At 65.4% G+C, this 15,733-nt stretch carries 14 protein-coding genes and 1 tRNA gene; 9 read left to right on the top strand and 6 right to left on the bottom strand.

Annotation, left to right across the window (positions count from 1 at the left end):
* Positions 1 to 109: 109 nt before the first annotated feature.
* Positions 110 to 526 carry a hypothetical protein gene (locus ACR42D_RS00515; RefSeq protein ID WP_484564919.1) on the top strand — a complete coding sequence of 139 codons (417 nt, stop codon included), beginning with the start codon at positions 110 to 112 and terminating at the stop codon, positions 524 to 526.
* Positions 527 to 559: 33 nt separating this feature from the next.
* Here the strand turns inward: ACR42D_RS00515 and ACR42D_RS00510 are convergent, their stop codons facing one another.
* From ACR42D_RS00510 to ACR42D_RS00485, 6 genes are all read right to left on the bottom strand, one after another.
* Entirely contained in the window at positions 560 to 904 is a 345-nt protein-coding gene (locus tag ACR42D_RS00510) for a hypothetical protein (protein WP_484564918.1), read from the bottom strand.
* A gap of 406 nt (positions 905 to 1,310) precedes the next feature.
* Complete coding sequence (locus tag ACR42D_RS00505) at positions 1,311 to 2,153, bottom strand: hypothetical protein (RefSeq protein WP_484564917.1); 843 nt, start codon at positions 2,151 to 2,153, stop codon at positions 1,311 to 1,313.
* A complete protein-coding gene (locus ACR42D_RS00500; RefSeq protein WP_484564916.1) occupies positions 2,150 to 2,380 on the bottom strand; it encodes a Bbp19 family protein in 231 nt (76 codons plus the stop codon). The genes ACR42D_RS00505 and ACR42D_RS00500 overlap by 4 nt, the downstream gene beginning before the upstream one ends.
* Complete coding sequence (locus ACR42D_RS00495) at positions 2,373 to 4,136, bottom strand: portal protein (protein WP_484564915.1); 1,764 nt, start codon at positions 4,134 to 4,136, stop codon at positions 2,373 to 2,375. Before ACR42D_RS00495 ends, ACR42D_RS00500 begins: the two co-directional genes overlap by 8 nt.
* A gap of 1 nt (position 4,137) precedes the next feature.
* Positions 4,138 to 4,371 carry a hypothetical protein gene (locus ACR42D_RS00490; RefSeq protein ID WP_484564914.1) on the bottom strand — a complete coding sequence of 78 codons (234 nt, stop codon included), beginning with the start codon at positions 4,369 to 4,371 and terminating at the stop codon, positions 4,138 to 4,140.
* Positions 4,372 to 5,029: 658 nt separating this feature from the next.
* The gene (locus ACR42D_RS00485; protein WP_484564913.1) at positions 5,030 to 6,511 is read right to left on the bottom strand and encodes a sensor domain-containing diguanylate cyclase; all 1,482 of its coding nucleotides are present in this window, start codon (positions 6,509 to 6,511) and stop codon (positions 5,030 to 5,032) included.
* Between the two features lie 264 nt (positions 6,512 to 6,775).
* Here ACR42D_RS00485 and ACR42D_RS00480 point away from each other — a divergent pair, with 264 nt between their 5' ends.
* From ACR42D_RS00480 to ACR42D_RS00445, 8 genes are all read left to right on the top strand, one after another.
* Positions 6,776 to 8,398 (top strand): glycosyltransferase family 4 protein, encoded by a 1,623-nt coding sequence (locus ACR42D_RS00480; RefSeq protein WP_484564912.1) that lies wholly within the window; start codon positions 6,776 to 6,778, stop codon positions 8,396 to 8,398.
* 34 nt (positions 8,399 to 8,432) lie between these two features.
* On the top strand, positions 8,433 to 8,864 hold the full coding sequence (locus ACR42D_RS00475) for a 4Fe-4S binding protein (protein ID WP_484564911.1): 432 nt from the start codon (positions 8,433 to 8,435) through the stop codon (positions 8,862 to 8,864).
* Positions 8,857 to 10,617, top strand: a complete 1,761-nt coding sequence (locus ACR42D_RS00470) for an aldehyde ferredoxin oxidoreductase N-terminal domain-containing protein (protein WP_484564910.1) — start codon at positions 8,857 to 8,859, stop codon at positions 10,615 to 10,617. Before ACR42D_RS00475 ends, ACR42D_RS00470 begins: the two co-directional genes overlap by 8 nt.
* A 91-nt stretch (positions 10,618 to 10,708) precedes the next feature.
* Positions 10,709 to 10,784, top strand: a tRNA-Phe gene (locus ACR42D_RS00465).
* A 362-nt stretch (positions 10,785 to 11,146) separates the two neighbouring features.
* A complete protein-coding gene (locus tag ACR42D_RS00460) occupies positions 11,147 to 12,139 on the top strand; it encodes a BMP family protein (protein WP_484564909.1) in 993 nt (330 codons plus the stop codon).
* A gap of 54 nt (positions 12,140 to 12,193) precedes the next feature.
* Positions 12,194 to 13,738 carry an ABC transporter ATP-binding protein gene (locus ACR42D_RS00455; RefSeq protein WP_484564908.1) on the top strand — a complete coding sequence of 515 codons (1,545 nt, stop codon included), beginning with the start codon at positions 12,194 to 12,196 and terminating at the stop codon, positions 13,736 to 13,738.
* Positions 13,729 to 14,778 carry an ABC transporter permease gene (locus tag ACR42D_RS00450; RefSeq protein ID WP_484564907.1) on the top strand — a complete coding sequence of 350 codons (1,050 nt, stop codon included), beginning with the start codon at positions 13,729 to 13,731 and terminating at the stop codon, positions 14,776 to 14,778. The genes ACR42D_RS00455 and ACR42D_RS00450 overlap by 10 nt, the downstream gene beginning before the upstream one ends.
* A gap of 1 nt (position 14,779) precedes the next feature.
* Positions 14,780 to 15,721 (top strand): ABC transporter permease, encoded by a 942-nt coding sequence (locus tag ACR42D_RS00445; RefSeq protein WP_484564906.1) that lies wholly within the window; start codon positions 14,780 to 14,782, stop codon positions 15,719 to 15,721.
* The last annotated feature ends 12 nt before the right edge of the window (positions 15,722 to 15,733 follow it).

The raw sequence follows: 15,733 nt of genomic DNA, 5'->3' as shown, positions 1-15,733 counted from the left end.
ACTAAAGGGCATGGCCCGCCCTCTGCCCCTCCCCCGCAGCGGTGCGCTCCGGACCATCCTTGCCCCCTTCAATCGTATACCATATATTGACTCGGCAAAGGAGGCCGCAATGGTTTTGGAATACGAATTTCTGGGCCGCGACAAGCTGGTCAAGGGATACACCTATCCCATAAGACGGAGAGATCTGGACGCGGCATTGGAACGGGCAGGAGTCACGAAACTCCGTTTTGTCGCTTTCTCCTATAATCACGAGTACCGCAACGAAAGCACGTTCCTTTCCTCACGGATGCTCGGCGAGGCCTATACGAGCGGCGGATGGGCCGACCGTTCCCCCTACATCATCATTTCGACCGTCCCGGCCGAAATCTCTCCGCGAGTTAAAGAACTCATAGTTGAGAAAGACCTCCTGAACAACTTTGCGAGCTGGCTCAAGGAGTTGGAAGACGCGGAAAACGTGCGCCGCATGAAAGACCAATTTTACACAGCCTCTCTGGTTGACAGTGAACTGGTCGTTGAACAGACTTAAAGCGAGGGGCGGCACGAAGGCCGCCCGTTCAGCTTACGTCTTGTCCGGAAGGCTCGGGTCGGAGAAGTGATTGTCGAGCAACCGCTGAAAAAGGGGGACATCGAACAAGATCAACGGTGCCCCCGGACGGATCTTTCCGTCGGTGATGATCTTCAATGCCCCCTTCCACTGATCCGCCCGCTTAAGCAGTTTTTTCCGCTCTTTCCCCGTCGCTTGTTTGGCTTCTTCCTTTAATGCACCAATTTTCTTTTGAAACTTGGCCTTAACTTTTGGTTTGTCCGTAGGCGCTGCGGCTTCGTATTCTGTCTTAAAATCGTCTATGATTTTATCACTCCCGGTGACCTTCCCCTTCCCATGCTGTCCCTTGGACTGCACCATGCCGCCGAGGGCTCCGGCGCTGGCGGCCGCGTCGTTGGCCTCTTAGGCCTTGCCGCTCGGGGAGCCGGGCGTCCGGCCCGCTCCGGGACCGGCCGGATTGAGTGCGGGTGAATGTATCGGTATTCAATAACTCATTCATATTCCGTCCCTTTGCATACGGGCCGGAGGCTTTCGCCCCCGGCCCTCCAGGGGGTATGACGAAGAGGGACCGGCGGTCCCTCGCAGCATCTTGCAGACTGTTCAAAAGGAGTTGGATGCTAGGCGCGAGGATAATCCGCCCCGCAGCGTATCCTTCCATACGTGAGGAGGCGGATTATCCGAGCACACCTGGGGCGCAAGGTCTTGTTCTGCTCGAAGACTCGCAGACAATTCACTTGACGACGCAGACGGCCCCTTTTCAACAGTCTTAAATGCGGCTGCCCGGCACGTAGTCGCCGGGATAGAGCAGCTCGAAGCCCTGGTTGACCTTCTTGACGAACGAATCCTCGCGCTTGGTCGGGTCCTTGTAGCGCGGGTCCTGCATCATCTCGCGCAGCCGCTCGATGGTCAGATCCTCGCCCCAGCCACGGGCCGAACCGCGCAGGCCGCTCTCCAGGACCAGGGGCGCGATCTTGGCGAAGGCGCTGATGACCGCGGCCCGGTTGCCCGCGCCCGTGTCGTCCAGGGCGGCCAGCAGCTCCTCGCCGCCCACGGCCTCGGCCGCGCGCAGGGCCGAATCGAGCAGGGACGGGGTGTCGCCCCGGTGCACGGAACGCAGGGATTCCAGCTCGGACTCGCGCAGCTTGCCCGCCTCGGCCTCCATGGCGTGGTGGGTGTCCAGGACCCGGGGCAGGAACCACTGGTACAGCCCGGCCACCTGCTTGGGGGTCAGCCCCAGCTCGAAGGCCTTTTCGCGCAGGCCGCCGACCAGATCCTCGCGCAGGGCGAACCCTTCGGGCAGCTCCATGTCCGGCAGCTCGTAGCCGTCCGCCTTCTCGGGCCTGCCCAAAGCGGCGTAGAAGGCGTCCAGATCCTCGGGCGAGTCCTGGTCGCCGGGCACGCGGACAAACCCCTCCGGGGTCTTGCCGAGCATGCGCTGGGCATGGACCAGGGCCTTCACGGCCTCGTCCTTGGTGGCGTACTTGCTCAGCGCCGGGTGGTCGCGCAGGGGGATATCGGTCTCGGCGCCGTCATCGCCCACATGGCGGACGGTCCATTCCTCGGGCAGGGTCATCCGCCAATTCTTCTGCTTCTCATTCTTGTCGGTCATCGGTTGTTCTCCTTTTCAATGAAGTTTTCGGGTTCAAGCATCTGCTTCACGTGCAGGACCAGGGACCTGCGGCCCTCGTTGAATTCGGTCCGGCCCCGGTCCGTGGAATAGGTCGGCCGCATGAAGCAGCCGCGCCGCTCCAGGTCGGCCATGACCGTGCGCCCGTCAGCGGTTGCGAAGAGCCGCCTGTAGGCCCGGTGCAGTTCCAGCGGGCTGGTCTCAGGCATGGGGGGCCTCCTCGTATGCCGCAGGGTCGGATTGTGCGGGGGAAGGTTGTTCGGGATCGGGCTGCGCCGCATCGGGCGTCATGCCTTGGCCCCCAGCCCCGAGCATGCCGGTCAGCATCCCCCACAGCTCGGTCAGGGCGCTGGGCCGGTCCGTGTAGGCCTCGGACAGGGTCTTGGCGATGGCCGCGACATTGGCCACGGTGGACGCGGTCTGCTGCGTGCTCGCGGCCCGCTGCTTCTGCTCCCGGCCCTGGGCCACGCGCTCCTCGGACTTGAGGTAGTCGGACGGGGTGTTGAACAGCTCGGTCACGTGCCGGGCCACCCGGTCGGTGTCGAAGTTGTCCATGATCCCGAAGGCGTCCTGCGCGCCCACCAGGGGCGCGAGGTATTCCATGACCTGGGCCAGCCCCTGGGCCTCGTACTGCTTCTGGGCGCGGGACACGGGCGAGGTGTAGCGGACCTCCAGGTCGTCGGGCGAAAGCCCCTCGGGAAACGGCGGCAGCGACCCGCCGCGCAGCATGATGCGGAAGACCCGCCGGACCAGCGGGCCGAGGAACTCGGTCTGCAACCGGCCCAGCACCGGGCCGAGCACGCGCATCTTTTCGGCCTGGCGGATGACCGCCTCGGTGGCCGTGACCGCCGGGCCCTCCGGGGCCAGCTGGTCCCCGAGGAATATCCGCCGGATGGACTCCCGGCGGCCGTTCATCATCTCCTCGGCAGCGCGCAGGTCCACGTTCACGGGCAACGCCTCGATGCGGTCCGAGGACCCGGCCCGGTAATAGGACAGCCCGCCCGGACCGGACCGGACCGGTCCGAGAAAACCGTCGTCCGGGACCATCAGCGGCGGGTCGGACATCTTCTCGGCGGCCATGAGCGCGGTCCGGGCCATGGCGTTGAGCACGCGCGCGTCGGACAGCGCGGTCTGCCCCGGCCCCCGGCCGTAGGTTTCGCCCGCGGCCTTGGCCCAGCGCGGGACCATGTACGGCATCTCCAGATAGCCGCTCTCCTCCAGCACGTGGCTGTTCTTGACCTCCAGGTACACGCTGGCGAACGGAAAATGCGCCGAGCCGAAGCCCGCCGGGTCGCGGTCCAGGCGCGGAAAGACCGCGTGCAGGACCTCCACCGGCTCCTCGGGGCGGTCTTCGCCCTTGCGCCTGGTCTCGTCCGAGCAGGCCGCGCCCCACTCCTGGATGGCCTGGCGGGCCGTGACCTCGTACTTGCGGTACACGGTGTCCACCCGGCCGCGCGCGGACTCGGCCACGAAGACCTCGCCCAGCGGCCTGGAAGAGAACCGGACCACGGTGGTCGGATCCGCCTCCACGTACATGACCGCCGTGCCGAGCAGGGCCGCGTCCAGATACAGCTCGTGCACGTGCGCCTGGAACCCGGTATCCTCGCTGTTGAACACCGCCACCATGCGCTCGCGCGCCTCCTGCAGAAAGGCGCGGACCTCGTCCCCGTCGCCCACGGCCCGGTCCTTCACCGAGATGTCGAACCAGGGCAGCGAAGGGTTGGTCAGCAACCCGCCCAGCGACGAGGCCAGCAACTCCAGCGCGTGCAGCGGCGTGGAGTCGAAAATGCGCTCGTCGCCCGCCCGGCCGCGCCCGATGGAACTCCCGCCGAGCCCGGTAAAACTGTTCTTGCGGGGCAACATGTATTCCGTCAGCTCCTGCCACGATCCCACCCACGGGCGGCGGGCCTCCTCCAAACCGGAGAAGCGCGTCAACAGGGAACGGGCCAGTTCGGTTCTGTCCATGCTACTCCCCCAACTTGGTCTTCAACGCCTTGCCGGAGACATCCGGGGCGTCCTTTAGCGACGTCGCACCTTGAGAAAGCAAGCTCTCCGCCTTGCGCTTGCCCTCCAACTGGCGGGCCTCCAGGACCTTGTCGCGGTCCCGGCGGCGCTCGTCCTCCTCCAGCCGGGCCTGCTCGCGCTCGCGGGCCTCCCGCTCATCCTTCATGGAGTTGTCAGGCCTCTTGTTCGAACTCATCAGGGTTCCCAAAACGCTTCCGATCAAACTTACGGTTCCTCCCATGGGGAAATCCTCCTGTTAAAGTGTTTGGGAGGAGCATAGCCCCGCTTTTACGGGCCACCCCGAAATGTCGGCGAATGTATGGGAAAAACGCTTGAGAGGTATAAAAAATCAACTTGACAGGGTGGCGGATATCAGCGGCGGGAAGGCCGGTACGGCGGAGAGAAGGATGCCTCCGGCGGGCCTACCGGCGGTCTCCTTCGGAGAGACCAGGGCGCTGCCCTATCGCTGCTGTCGACGGCTCTAAGACCGAGCAAGCTCGGCCGAAGGCCCGACGCGGCCCCGCTTAAGGCCGAAGGCCTTAAGAATCCCATGTTCGCTTCGCTCAGGTACGAGCGGCCGCGAAAGGCTGGCAAGGGACGCCTTCCGCCGTGCCGGTTGGCGATTTGGACGGAGGGAACGGAACGAGGCCGTGCGGCTTCGCGCAACAATCCGCCACTCCGCGTCCGCACTTTCGCCGCAGGCGACACAAAAGGTTTGGGAGATTCCAAAGAACCTTTTCTCAAAAGGTTCTTTGGCCGTCGGAGACGCCCGCCCGGCGAGGGCCCGCCGGAGGCGCAAAAAAAGCCCCGCCCGGATTCACTCCGGGCGGGGCTTTTTTGTTCACTGTGGCGCGCTATTGCATGGCGTTGTGTGCGGACCTGGATTTCTGTCCGGAGACCACGACCATGTTCCGGCCGTTGTTCTTGGCCTGGTAGAGGGCCTTGTCGGCCTTGAGCACGAGGTCGTCGTCGGTGGCGGCCAGGGAGCCGCCTTCCACGGAGGCGACGCCGATGGAGGCGGTCACGGAGAAACTCTGGCCGTTGAAGTCAAAGGCGCAGTTTTCCACGGCGGTACGCACGCGTTCGGCGAGTTTCCAGGCGGCCTCTTCGCTGGTGTGCGGCAGGAGCACGACGAACTCCTCGCCGCCGTAGCGGGCGGCCAGGTCGGTGGTGCGGAACACGGTGGACAGGATTTCGCCGACCTTGCGCAGGACGAGATCGCCCGCCTTGTGGCCGTAGGTGTCGTTGACGGACTTGAAGTGGTCGAGATCGACCATGAGCAGCGAAAGGTCGTGATGATAACGTGATCTACGCTTGATCTCGTAGACCAGGCGTTCGTCAAAGGAGCGGCGGTTGTAGAGCTTGGTCAGACCGTCGCGGTCGGCGCGGAGTTTGACCTCCTTGAAGGCCAGGGCGTTGCGCAGGGCCAACCCCACGTGGTTGACGGCGGAGCGCAGGGTTTCGACCTGGTCCTTGCCCAGCCGGTAGCCAGGTTCGCAGAGCAGGGACAGACAGCCGAAGGTCTGGTGCCCGGCGGTGAGCGGCATGGTCACGAGCTTGCCCTGGTCCGGGGCCAGGGAATATTCGGGCCGACGGACCGGATCGGTGTAGGAAAGCTGGAAGCCGTTGACCGCGCCCGAGCCCAGGGAGCTGGCCGAGGTCATGATCCGCTCGATCCACTCGGACTCCGAGGCCGGGGTCATCTTGCCGTTGAGGAATATCTCCACGTCGGCGGCGTTGTCCGAGCCGGTGTTCCAGAAGGCGGCGTGCAGCACCTTGACGGGCAGAATCAGGCCCAGGGAGTTCTTGGCGTTGGCCAGGATGGTGCCGGCGTCGAGGCTCTCGGTGGCCGAGGCGAGCAGCTTGTTCAGGAACATGAGCTGATCGGTCTTGCGGGACAGCAGTTCGCGCTCGAGCATGATCTCCTCGGTCATCCGGTAGATGTCCGAGTAGAGGCTCTTCACTTCCTTGGCGCGGAACATGACGTCCTGGATCTTGGGCCGGGTCAGGGGCAGGTCCACGGCGGTCAGGAACCCTTCGGCCAGGACCTGTTCCATCTCGAGCTCCGCGTCGCCGTCCTGGATGAGGATGCGGTGGGTCTCGTCGTGATCGCGGTATTCCTGCTTGCGGGATTCGGGGAAGGCGGACCAGACCGACCAGGGAATCCAGGCGGCCGAAGGCTTTTCCTCCTGATCCAGCTCGCGGCTCACGGGCAGAGCGTCCTCGGGAAAATTGCGGACGTGAAAGCCGGGTCCGACGCCGTCGACGATCTGGCGCACCACGGATTCGTCAAGACCAAGCCCCCACATGAGTTCGGGCCGTCTTCCTCGTTTCATGGACTGTCTAGGCATTTTGCATCGTGCTCCTTTACGACGTCAAAACTTTGGCGGTTAGCCCCGCCTTGCAAGGGATTGAGCAAAATCGGGGCCACGCGGTGCCGCAGGCGGGAAAGCAGGCGCAATCGACGCGGCAGTGAATTGATATGGCAGGGGAAAATAATGTCCGGGCAAGAGGCGGCCCGTGGCGAAACGGCACAATCTGCCCCCTTTTGGAAGCGCCCGGCCATTGACAAACGGGCCTGGAACGGTCTTTACCTAATCATGACCGGCACAAAACGCATCTGGGGGACGCTGGACCCGTTCTACGAAGGCGGTCCCGCCCTGGGCCGCACCGTGGCCAACGTGGGCTTTCTGGAGGCCCTGCTCCGGGCCGACCCGTTCGACGAATACCACTTCTTTCTGCCCGGCCAGCGCGTCCTGAACCCGCTGCGCGAGCATCTGGAGCGGACCGCGCCCGCCATGCTCAAGGGCGAGCGCGTCCGGCTCATGCTCCGGGAACACCTGCCCGGCATGCTGGCGGGCACGGCCTACCACTGTTTCCACCTGTCGGATTGCATCACCAGCCAGCCGTACCTGTCGGCCATGCGTAACCGCCTGAGCGAACGCATCTTCCCGGTCACCGGGCCGATCCATTCCCTGAGCTACGCGGGCTATCCCAAGGCGTTTTTGCAGCACCTGTGGCCGGGCGCCACACGGCGCGACGCCATCGTCTGCACCTCGACCGCCGGTCAGCGCGCGGTGGAGGGATTCTTCGGGCAACTGCGCGAGGGGTTCGGATTGAGTGAGGCGACCCACCCCGGGCCGGGGCTTGCGCGCATCCCCCTGGCCGTGGACGCGGACACCTACGCGCCGGGCGTGAGCGAGGAGGACGGCCCGACGCGCATCCTGGTCTTCGGGCGCATCTCCCACCACTCGAAGATGGACCTGGTGCCGCTGGTCCGCGCCCTGCACCGGCTGATCCTGGACGGGCTCGACCCGCGGTCCGTGGAGCTGGTCCTGGCGGGCTGGGCCGAGCAGGAGACGCACGTCCTGGACACCCTGACCCACCTGGCGGCCAACGCGGGCCTGCCCATGAGCGTGGTCCTGCGGCCGAACGAGGCGCGCAAGCGGGAGCTGTTCCGGAAAGCGGACGTGTTCGTGTCCATCGCGGACAACCCGCAGGAGACCTTCGGCATCACCCTGGTCGAGGCCGGGGCGTTCGGCCTGCCCGTGGTGGCCTCGGATTACGACGGATACCGGGACATCGTGGCCCACGGCGAGACCGGCTGGCTGGTGCCGACCACGGGCCCGGCCGAGACCCCGGACGTGGACCTGGCCGCGCCGCTGAATTTCGACAACCAGTACCACCTGGCCCTGGCCCAGGCCACGGCCGTGGACGTCCCGGCCCTGGCCGAGGCGCTCGGGCGGCTGATCCGCGACCCGGAACTGCGCAAGACAATGGGCGCGGCCGGGCGCGACCGGGTGCGGAGCCTGTTCCACTGGCCCGAGGTCATCGGGCAATATACGGCCCTGTGGGACGCGCTGTGGGAGGAGCCGGCGGACGCCGAGTCCCTGCGCGGCCTGGCCCACCCCCTGGCCCCGCAATACGGGCGCATCTTCGGCCACTACCCCTCGCGGACCCTGGACGACGGCGTGAAATTGTCCATCGGCCGTACCGGCGAGGCATTTTACCGAAACCGTGATTTTCCCAACGTGTACGCGGGGCTGAAGGACGCCATCGACCTCGAGGCCGTCCGGCGGCTGGCCTTTTTCGCCCGCAACCCGGTTGACAGCGCCACCCTGATACGCAAGGTTTCGGACGTGGCGCCCCACCTGAATGTCACCCGAATCAAAAATCATATACTGTGGGCGCTCAAGCAGGATATCCTGCAGATCATGGAATAAATCCAACCCGGCGTTTCCGACCCGGAGGCATTTGATGAAAGCGCTCAGAGCGGCCCGCATGGAACGATGCATCGGCTGCCATTCCTGTTCGTTGGCCTGCGCGAGGCAGGTCCACAAGGTCCTTTCCTGGAACAAGGCGGGCATCCGCATCTCCTCGTCCGGCGGCCTGTCCACCGGCTTCGAGGCGCGCGTCTGCCTGGCCTGCCACCCGGCCCCCTGCGCCCAGGCCTGCCCCACCGGCTCGCTCTCCCAGCGCCGGGACGGCGGCGTGATCCAAAAGCGGAACCTGTGCATCCGCTGCGGCAAGTGCGCCCAGGCCTGCCCGGTGGACGCCATCTTCCTGGACCACCTGGTCAATCCGTACGTCTGCATCCACTGCGGCCAGTGCGTGACCTACTGTCCCCACGACTGCCTGGAGCTGGTGGACCTGCCGTCCCGGGAAGAGGAGGAAGGAAGCGATGATTAGAGACTTCTTCCGCGTCATGGTGGTCGACCTGACCACGGGCAAGACCCGGCTCAAGGAGATCCCCGGCCGGGGTGAATACCTGGGCGGTTCCGGTCTGGCCGCGCACCTGTTCCGCGAGTTCGGGCACATCGACCGCGACTGGGACGATCCCGAGCAGCCCCTGATCTTCGCCATCGGTCCGCTGACCGGCTATTTCCCGCTGATGAGCAAGACCTGCTGCGCCTTCCGCTCGCCCTACCACAACCAGTACACCGAGAGTTACGCGGGCGGTAAATCCGCCCTGTCCCTGCGCTTCGCCGACCTGGACGCCCTGGTCGTGACCGGCAAAGCCAAGCGGCTGACCGCCATCTGCGTGGGCTCGCGCCTGGTGGACGTCCGCGACGTGGAGTACATGCGCGGCTTCGACGCCATCCAGACCGGCCGCGTGCTGCGCAAGATATTTCCGGGCTCGGGCCGCCGCTCGATCATGCGTATCGGCCCGGCTGGCGAGAACCTGTCCGCCTACGCCTGCATCAACGTGGACACCTTCCGCCACTTCGGGCGCATGGGCGGCGGCGCGGTCATGGGGGCCAAGAACCTCAAGGCTATCTGCGTGCTCGGCGACCGGGGTTTCGACCTGCCCCAGGGCAAGGCGTATCCCAAGCTGTACAAGCACATCTTCGAACAGCTGACCACCACCGAGATGATGGCCAAGTACCACGGCCTGGGCACGGCGGTGAACATCAACCCGCTCAACGCCCTGCAATCCCTGCCGTGGAAGAACCTGCAGCAGACCTCGAGCCCGGAGGCCGAGAACATCTCGGGCGAGACCTTTGCCGACGACACCCTGCTCAGAAACGCGGCCTGCGCGGGCTGCCCGGTGGGCTGCATCCACGTGGGCTTCGTGCGCGAGCAGTTCCAGACCAACAACCAGTATCTCTACCGCCAGGTGGGCTACGACTACGAGCCCATCTTCTCCTGCGGCGGCATGCTCGAGGTGACCGAGGCCACCGAGGTCCTGCGCATCCTCGACGTCATCGAAAAGGAGGGCCTGGACTGCATGTCCGCGGGCGTGGCCCTGGCCTGGGCCACCGAGGCCCTGGAGCGCGGGGAAATCTCCGAGAAGGAGACCCTGGAGCCGCTCAAGTGGGGCGACTCCGAGACCTACATGCGCGCCGTGGAGCACCTCGGCCGCCCGGACAACGACTTCTACCGGCTGCTGGCCCAGGGAACCCTGAAGTGCGCCAAGGAGTACGGCGGCGAGGACTACGCCTGCGTGCTCGGCCAGGAGATGGCCGGCTACGCCACGGGCGAGGTCTTTTTCGTGGCCGAGGGGCTGGGCTTCCGCCACTCGCACCTGGACTCGGGCGGCTACGCCTATGACCAGAAGCACGACGAGAAGGACGTGGACAAGGCCCTGAACTTCCTGCTCGAGGACGGCCGGGGCCGGATCGTGCTCAACTGCATGGTCGGCTGCCTGTTCTCGCGCGGGGTCTATAAAGAGGATCTCCTGGCCGAGGCGCTCGAATCCGTGGGCTACGGCGAGCTGAACGGGTCCGTGGACGACATCGGCAGGCGGGTCCAGCGCATGCGCTGGCGGCTGCGCCTGCAGATGGGCTACCGCCCGGACGAGGTCGTCATCCCCAAGCGGTACACCGAGATCACCACCTGGAAGGGCCCGGTGGACGTGGACTACATGGACGCCCTGCGCCGGGCCTACGCGGCCAGTATCATGGAGATGGGCGCGGACCCGGAGGACGAGGGCCAGGAATAACCCCCCTGCCCCGGACCAAAAAAACACCTTCTTGAAAAAAGGGGTTGCCAACCGCCGTCCATTTCGGTAAACCCCAACTTCTCGACCGGTTGCTCGGGTAGCTCAGTCGGTAGAGCAGGGGACTGAAAATCCCCGTGTCGGCAGTTCAATTCTGTCCCCGAGCACCATCTTGGAATCAAGGTCTTGCGAACGCTGCTTCGCAAGACCTTTTTCATTTTGGCGGGCGGACCTTCCCGGCCCTCCGGGGCTTGTTCGGGACCTCGGCGCTGCTCTGGAACGGGTCGGGCGGAGTTTGACAATCCCGTTAAAGTCTACGACTTTGTCAAAAAATAAAATTTCAAAAATGTAACCTTTTCTCGCCGCTCCTCCGTGCGCATGCGGCCAGCGGCCCGCTACCTGCGGGTGTTTGTTGGTATTTCCCTTTCAGGGAATTTCTGGCACTAGCATTGCACTGGCCATGGATTCGGACGGTAACGGATTCATGGAGCCCCTGGCTCAACGCATCAACCACAACCAGTGAGGATTACAAGTGAAATATATTCATTCCCTGGCGCTCGTCCTGTGCCTGGCGGTCGCCCTGTGCGCGGGCAACGCCATGGCCGCGGGCAAGATCAAGGTCGCCGGCATCTACACCCAGCCCATCCAGCAGAAATGGGACGCCTGCCTGCACAAGGCCCTGCAGAAGGCCGCCGACGCCGGTGAGATCGAGTACGTGTACTCCGAAAAGGTCTCCAACACCGACTACATCCGCGTCCTGCGCGAGTACTCGGAAAAGGGCGTGGACCTGATCGTGGGCGAGGCGTTCGGCATCTCCCGCGACGTGACCAAGGTCGCCAAGGACTACCCCGATGTGGCCTACCTCATGGGCGACACCTTCGGCCCCCGCGGCGACAACCTCTCGGTGTTCGACAACTACATCCACGAGCCGTGCTACCTGATGGGCATGGTCGCGGGCAAGATGACCAAGACCAACAAGATCGGCATGGTCGGCGGCTACCCCATCGGCGAGTGCAACCGGCTGTTCAACGCCTTCATGGCCGGAGCTCAATCCGTGAACCCGGACGTGCGGTTCAAGGTCTCCTTCATCGGCTCCTGGTATGATCCGCCCAAGGCCAAGGAGTTCGCCTTCGCCCAGGTGGAGTCCGGCGTGGACGTCCTGTACGCCGAGCGCGCCGGCGTGGTCGACGCGGCCCGCGAAAAGGGCATCGTGGCCTTCGGCAACGTCAACGACATGAACAAGGAAGAGAACGGCAAGGACGTGGTCGTCGCCTCCGCCCTCTGGAGCATGGACGCCGCCGTGGCCCAGGCCGTCAAACTGGTCGAGGAAGGCAAGTTCAAGGCCGAGGACTACCGCGAGTACACCATGATGGCCAAGGGCGGGGCCACCCTGTCCCCGTTCTACGAGTTCGACGCCAAGATCCCGGCCGACGTCAAGGAAGCCGTGGCCAAGAAGACCGAAGAGATCAAATCCGGGGCCTTTGTCGTCAAGATCGACGACAGCGAACCCAAATCCACCTTCTAAACGGTTACGCAAATCGGGCCGCCTCATCCGGGGCGGCCCGATTTTCGGAGCAGCATGTCCTCCCCCATTCTTGAACTGAACAACATCACCAAGACCTTCGGCCCGGTTGTCGCCAACCAGGACGTCTCCCTGGCCCTGCATGAACGGGAGATGCTCGCCCTGCTGGGCGAGAACGGCGCGGGCAAGACCACGCTCATGTCCATTCTGTTCGGCCATTACGTGGCCGACTCCGGCACGGTCGAGGTCTTCGGCAAGCTCCTGCCCCAGGGCTCGCCCCGGGCCGCGCTCAACGCGGGCGTGGGCATGGTCCACCAGCATTTCACCCTGGCCGACAACATGACCGTACTCGAAAACGTCATGCTCGGCACGGAATCCCTGCTCGCCCCCAGCCACGACCGCAAGCGGGCCCGGGCCAAGCTCGAAACCCTGATGGAGCGGTTCCGCCTGGATGTCTCGCCCAACGCCCGCGTGGCCGACCTGTCCGTGGGCGAGCGCCAGCGCGTGGAGATCCTCAAGGTCCTGTACCGCGACGCGAAGATACTCATCCTGGACGAGCCCACCTCGGTCCTGACCCCACAGGAGGCGGACCACCTGTTCGTCACCCTGCGCCAGATGGTCCGCGAAGGGCTGTCCGTGATCTTCATCACCCACAAGATGCGCGAAGTCATGGCAGCGTCCGACCGCTGCGCCGTGCTCCGCCAGGGGCGCGTGGTCTTCGAGTCGGCCACGGCCGACACCACGGCCGACGAACTGGCCCGGGCCATGGTCGGCAGCGACATCCCCAAGGCGCGGTTCACCGACCTGGAACAGGGCAAGGAGATCCTGTACCTCGACTCCGTCCGGGTGGAGGACGGCCGGGGCAAGCCGCTGCTGGACAACCTCTCCCTGAGCCTGAACAGCCACGAGATCCTCGGCATCGCGGGCGTGTCCGGCAACGGCCAGGCCCAGCTGGCCGACCTGCTGTCCGGCCTGATCGTCCCCGGACAGGGACAGATCGTCATCAACGGCAAGGCCGTGCACAACCCCAGCCCGGCGGCCATGCTGGCGCGCGGGGTGGGCCGGGTGCCGGACGACCGCACCGGCACCGGCCTGGTTTCGGACATGACCATCATGGAAAACCTGGCCACCGAGAAATACCGCAAACCCGGCTTCGCCAAACGGGGCATCCTGAATTCCAAGGCCCTGGCCTCCAGCGCCAAACAGCTCGTCGAGGCCTTCGACGTCCGCTGCCCGGGCATCAACACCCCGGTGCGCAAGCTCTCCGGCGGGAACATGCAGAAACTCATCCTGGCCCGCGTCTTCTCGGCCGCGCCCGGCATCATCATGGTCAACCAGCCCACCTGGGGACTGGACGTGGGAGCCACGGCCTACGTGCACCAGCAGCTCCTGAACGCGGCCAAGCGCGGCGCGGGCATCATCCTCATCTCCGAGGACCTGGACGAACTGTTCCAGGTGTCCAACCGCATCCAGGTCATGTACCAGGGCGCGCTGTCCGCGCCCATGGCCACGGCCGACGTGGACCGCGCGCACCTCGGCCTGCTCATGTCCGGCAACCAGCCCGCCCAGGCGGGCGCGAAGGAGGCCCCGGCATGCGCATAGAAGCCCGCGAACAGGTTTCCCTGTCCATGAAGACTCTGGCCCCGGTCCTGGCCGTGGCCGCCGCCATGGCCGTCTGCTCCGCCCTGCTCGTCTGGGCCGGGGCCTCGCCCCTTGAGGGCTGGGCCCTGATGCTCAAGGGGGCGCTCGGCAGCACCTTCGCCGTCACCGAGACCCTGACCCGGGCCACGCCGCTGATCTTCACCGGACTGGCCGCGGCCGTGGCCTTCCGGGCTAAGCTCTGGAACATCGGGGCCGAGGGGCAGCTGTACATCGGCGCGGTGGTGGCCACCTGGCTCGGCACGGGCCCGTTCGAGATGCCGCCGTACCTGATGATCCCCTATCTCTTCCTGGCCGGGGCCCTGGGCGGCGGGCTGCTCCTGCTTTTGCCCACCCTGCTCAAGACCAAGCTCCAGGTGGACGAGGTCGTGACCACCCTGCTGCTCAACTTCATCGTCCTGCTGTTCGTCAACTGGCTGGTCTTCGGCCCCTGGAAGGACCCCATGGCCATGGGCTGGCCCCAGGCCGCCCCGGTGGTCGACTCCGCCCTGCTCCCGCAGCTGATCGCCAAGACCCGGCTGCACCTCGGCTTTCTCCTCGCACTGGCCTGCGCCGTGGGCGCCTGGTGGTTCATGCGGGCGACCACCTGGGGGTTCGAGATCCGCGCCGTGGGCATCAGCCCCCGGGCCAGCCGGTTCGCGGGCATGCCGGTCAACGCCACCATCGTGCGCACGGCCCTGCTGTCCGGCGGACTGGCCGCCATGGCGGGCGTGTCCGAGTTGTGCGGGGTCAAGGAGTACCTGACCCTGGACCTGTCCCCGGGCTTCGGCTACTCCGGCATTGTCGTGGCCATGCTGGCCGGACTGAACCCGCTGGGCGTGGTCGCCTCGTCCATCTTCGTGGCCGTCATCTACATCGGCGCGGACTCCATGAGCCGGGCCATCAACATCTCCAACTACATCGCGGACGTGACCACGGCGGTCTGCCTGCTCTCCGTGCTCTTCTCGATGTTCCTGGCAAGATACCGCATCCGGTGGAGGTAGCATGGGTATCCTGAACTTCCTCCTCGAAACCGGCTTCTGGCTGGCCACCATCCGCATGGCCTCGCCGCTTATCTTCGGCACCCTGGGCGAGCTCATCTGCGAGCGCGCGGGCGTGCTCAACCTCGGCATCGAGGGCATCATGTCCGCCGGGTGCATGGCCGGATGGATGTGGGTCTACCTGGGCGGCGACCTGTGGACCGGCGTGCTGTTCGCGGCCTTCGTGGGCGGGCTGTTCGGCCTGCTCCACGCCCTGTTCACCGTGCATCTGGGGCTGTCGCAGCACGTCAGCGGCCTGGGCATCACCATGCTCGGGTCCAGCCTGGCGGCCTTCGTCTTCCGCATGCTTTTGCCCAAGGCCACCACGCCGCCCAAGATCGTGCCCTTCGTGCCGCTCAAGATTCCCTTCCTGTCCGACATCCCCTTCCTGGGAGAGACCCTGTTCCACCAGACCATCCTGACCTACCTGGCCTTCGCGGCCGTCATCGTGGTCAGCTACGTCCTGTTCCGCACCCCCTTCGGCCTGGCCGTGCGCATGGTCGGCGAGAACCCCATGGCCGCCGAGGCGCAGGGGCTGTCCGTCTTCTCCATCCGCACGGGCGCGGTAGTGGCGGGCAGCGCGCTCATGTCCGTGGGCGGGGCCTTCCTGACCATGTCCGCCTTCGACGCCCACTACATCGGCATGGTCAACGGGCGCGGCTGGATCTGCATCGCCCTGGTGGTCTTCTCGTCCTGGAAACCGGGCAAGGCGCTGCTCGGCTGCCTGCTCTTCGCGGCCTTCGACGCCATCCAGATGCGCGTGCAGCAGGAGTCGGGCATGGCCATCCCCTACCAATTCTACTTGATGATGCCGTACGTTTTCTCCATCATTGCGCTGATCGTCATGTCGCGCCGCGCGGCCTACCCCAAGGCCCTGCTCATCCCCTTCCGCAAGGGAGAACGATAACCCCGGAGATTG

The organism is Pseudodesulfovibrio sp. lm2024, assembly GCF_051175575.1.
In the GTDB taxonomy this organism is placed as follows: Bacteria; Desulfobacterota; Desulfovibrionia; order Desulfovibrionales; family Desulfovibrionaceae; genus Pseudodesulfovibrio; species Pseudodesulfovibrio caledoniensis.
Note: the sequence above shows the minus strand (reverse complement) of the source record. Positions and strands in the feature narration are given on the sequence as shown.

Coding starts and splice junctions, on each gene's coding strand:
- ACR42D_RS00515 (WP_484564919.1), top strand. CDS start 110: ATGGTTTTGGAATACGAATTTCTGGGCCGCGACAAGCTGGTCAAGGGA.
- ACR42D_RS00510 (WP_484564918.1), bottom strand. CDS start 904: ATGGTGCAGTCCAAGGGACAGCATGGGAAGGGGAAGGTCACCGGGAGT.
- ACR42D_RS00505 (WP_484564917.1), bottom strand. CDS start 2,153: ATGACCGACAAGAATGAGAAGCAGAAGAATTGGCGGATGACCCTGCCC.
- ACR42D_RS00500 (WP_484564916.1), bottom strand. CDS start 2,380: ATGCCTGAGACCAGCCCGCTGGAACTGCACCGGGCCTACAGGCGGCTC.
- ACR42D_RS00495 (WP_484564915.1), bottom strand. CDS start 4,136: ATGGACAGAACCGAACTGGCCCGTTCCCTGTTGACGCGCTTCTCCGGT.
- ACR42D_RS00490 (WP_484564914.1), bottom strand. CDS start 4,371: ATGAGTTCGAACAAGAGGCCTGACAACTCCATGAAGGATGAGCGGGAG.
- ACR42D_RS00485 (WP_484564913.1), bottom strand. CDS start 6,511: ATGAAACGAGGAAGACGGCCCGAACTCATGTGGGGGCTTGGTCTTGAC.
- ACR42D_RS00480 (WP_484564912.1), top strand. CDS start 6,776: ATGACCGGCACAAAACGCATCTGGGGGACGCTGGACCCGTTCTACGAA.
- ACR42D_RS00475 (WP_484564911.1), top strand. CDS start 8,433: ATGAAAGCGCTCAGAGCGGCCCGCATGGAACGATGCATCGGCTGCCAT.
- ACR42D_RS00470 (WP_484564910.1), top strand. CDS start 8,857: ATGATTAGAGACTTCTTCCGCGTCATGGTGGTCGACCTGACCACGGGC.
- ACR42D_RS00455 (WP_484564908.1), top strand. CDS start 12,194: ATGTCCTCCCCCATTCTTGAACTGAACAACATCACCAAGACCTTCGGC.
- ACR42D_RS00450 (WP_484564907.1), top strand. CDS start 13,729: ATGCGCATAGAAGCCCGCGAACAGGTTTCCCTGTCCATGAAGACTCTG.
- ACR42D_RS00445 (WP_484564906.1), top strand. CDS start 14,780: ATGGGTATCCTGAACTTCCTCCTCGAAACCGGCTTCTGGCTGGCCACC.